Origin of the sequence: Vibrio sp. V43_P6S15P86, assembly GCF_009904725.1 — a bacterium.
GTDB classification, from domain to species: Bacteria; Pseudomonadota; Gammaproteobacteria; order Enterobacterales; family Vibrionaceae; genus Vibrio; species Vibrio diabolicus.
On the sequence record NZ_WXWT01000112.1, the window covers coordinates 1 to 2,630 of the forward strand.

Genomic DNA, 2,630 nt, shown 5'->3' on the forward strand with positions numbered 1-2,630 from the left:
ACCCTATTGTGTTGTTTACTATTCGTCTAGTGCTTTAGTCACTTTTTCGAATAAGTCTTTAGCAAGATTATCCATTGCTTTGAGCTTTTCAAGTTCTGCACGAATCATTGCTTGACGGCCTTCATCGTATTTACGGAACTTAAGCAAAGGATCAATCATTCTAGATGCGACTTGTGGGTTCGAATCATTAAGTTGGCGAAGGATTTCTCCTGCAAATTGGTAACCTGCACCGGATTTATCATGAAAACGCACAGGGTTGGCACTTAAGAACGAACCAATCAAACTGCGCGTACGGTTCGGGTTCTTCAAACTAAATGCTTCGTGGTTCATGGTGGCTTTCACTTTTTCAAGTGCATCCTCTGCAGGATTGCTACCTTGAAGTGCAAACCACTTGTCCATAACCAAACCATCGTGCTTCCACTTATCGCTATAGTCTGCCATAAGAGCTTCACGACACTCAAGCTGAGCACTATTTGCCGCACTCATCGCTGCAATCGTATCTGTCATGTTATTTGCAGATGCGTATTGTGCTTTCACTAAATCATTACCTTTTTCCGTATGTGCTAGGTATTGCAGACAACGGTTACGTAATGCACGCTTGCCAATCGCAGCATGATCGATCGTGTACTCTGTTTGCTTCAGTGTATGATAAGTTGCACTTAGCTCATCTTCTAACTCTTGAGAAAGTGACACTGTAATGCTGTTTAGCACTTTGTCTACGGCATCGATGTCAATTTGCTGGTACCAGCCAGTAATCTCATTAATTGAAGGCAAAGAGAAAACTTGAGCAATGAAAGCTGGCTCAAGCGTCTCATCCAATAGCACACCACGGAACGCATCTATCACGCCTTCAGAAAGCGACACGTCTTGTCCGGCTTGAACGTTTTTCACGTTCTGACGAATGTACTTAGCCAATAGCATTTGGCTTGCATCCCAACGAGCGAAGTCATTCGTCGCGTGCTTCATCAAGAAGACTAATTCATCATCACTGTAGTCGTATTCTAGTTTTACTGGTGCCGAGAATTCACGCAACAAAGATGGCACTGGTTGTTCTTCGACATTTTCGAATACGAACGTTTGCTTATCTTGTTTAATATCTAATACGTTATGAACAGATTCACCGTTAATCAGCAATGGGATAACTTGACCTTTCGAATCGTACAGCTCGATATCAAACGGAATGTGCAACGCTTGCTTTTCAGCCTGGTCTTGCGTTGGCTCCGTAAATTGCTCTACCGTTAGTGCGTAAGTTTTTGCATTGGCATTGTATTCGCTATTTACGCGCAGCGTCGGTGTACCAGACTGGCTGTACCATAGACGGAATTGTTTTAAATCGACACCGGTGGCATCTTCCATTGCAGAAACAAAGTCTTCACATGTGGCAGCAGTACCATCGTGACGTTCAAAGTAAAGTTTCATCCCTTTTTGGAAGCCCTCTTCGCCAAGGAGTGTATGGTACATGCGAATAACTTCGCTGCCCTTTTCATACACTGTTAGCGTGTAGAAGTTGTTCATCTCAATGACTTTGTCAGGACGAATTGGATGTGACATTGGACTTGCATCTTCTGCAAACTGAGGTCCACGGATGATACGTACGTTATCGATACGGTTATCTGCGCGAGAGCCTAAGTCAGAAGAGAATTCTTGGTCACGGAACACGGTTAAGCCTTCTTTTAGACTTAATTGGAACCAGTCACGACAAGTGACACGGTTGCCAGTCCAGTTGTGGAAGTACTCATGACCGATTACAGCTTCGATACCTAAGTAGTCACGATCGGTCGCCGTTTGGTCATTCGCCAGAACATACTTTGAGTTAAAGATGTTTAGGCCTTTGTTTTCCATTGCGCCCATATTGAAGAAATCAACGGCAACGATCATGTAAATATCCAGATCGTATTCAAGGCCAAAGCGTTCTTCATCCCACTTCATCGAGTTGATCAGCGATGTCATCGCATGACCTGCACGATCTAAGTTACCTTTATCAACAAAGATTTCTAAATCAACACTGCGACCTGACATCGTTGTATATTTGTCACGCAGTACGTCAAAGTCCCCTGCGACAAGAGCAAACAAGTAAGCTGGCTTTGGATGCGGGTCCTGCCATTGAACCCAATGACGACCGTTCTCTGCATCGCCTTCTGCAATTCGGTTACCATTGCTCAGCAAATATGGATAAGCGGCTTTATCTGCGATCACTTTTGTCGTGTATTTTGCCAGAACATCAGGACGATCTAAGTAATAAGTAATACGACGGAAGCCCTCGGCCTCACACTGAGTACAAAATGCGCCGCCTGATTTGTATAAACCTTCGAGTGCTGTATTCGCTTCAGGATCAATTTTGGTGACGATTTCAAGTTCAAACTCGGATGGAAGATCGGTCAGTACAAGCGATGATTCTTTCACTTCGTGATGAGCCCAATCCTCACCATTTACTTTTACAGCGCGCAGCTCAAGCCCTTCGCCATCGAGTTCTAGCGTTGTTATATCGCCTTTTTGAACAACCTTTGATATCGCCGTAACGATGGTGTCATTGTCATAAAGATCAAACGTAAGATCGATATCGGTAATCGCGTGAGATGGCTCTTGATAATCTTTACGATATTTGGCCTGGGGAGCTTGGGACATGAGCA

Annotated in this window: 1 protein-coding gene; it reads right to left on the reverse strand. The window is 44.1% G+C overall.

Annotated elements, in window-relative coordinates:
* Positions 1–18: 18 nt before the first annotated feature.
* Entirely contained in the window at positions 19–2,625 is a 2,607-nt protein-coding gene (pepN, locus tag CAG69_RS04775; protein WP_161442982.1) for an aminopeptidase N, read from the reverse strand.
* Positions 2,626–2,630: the final 5 nt, after the last annotated feature.

What these genes read in the sequence shown, in the direction of transcription:
- pepN (WP_161442982.1), bottom strand. Translation starts at nt 2,625, where the DNA reads ATGTCCCAAGCTCCCCAGGCCAAATATCGTAAAGATTATCAAGAGCCA.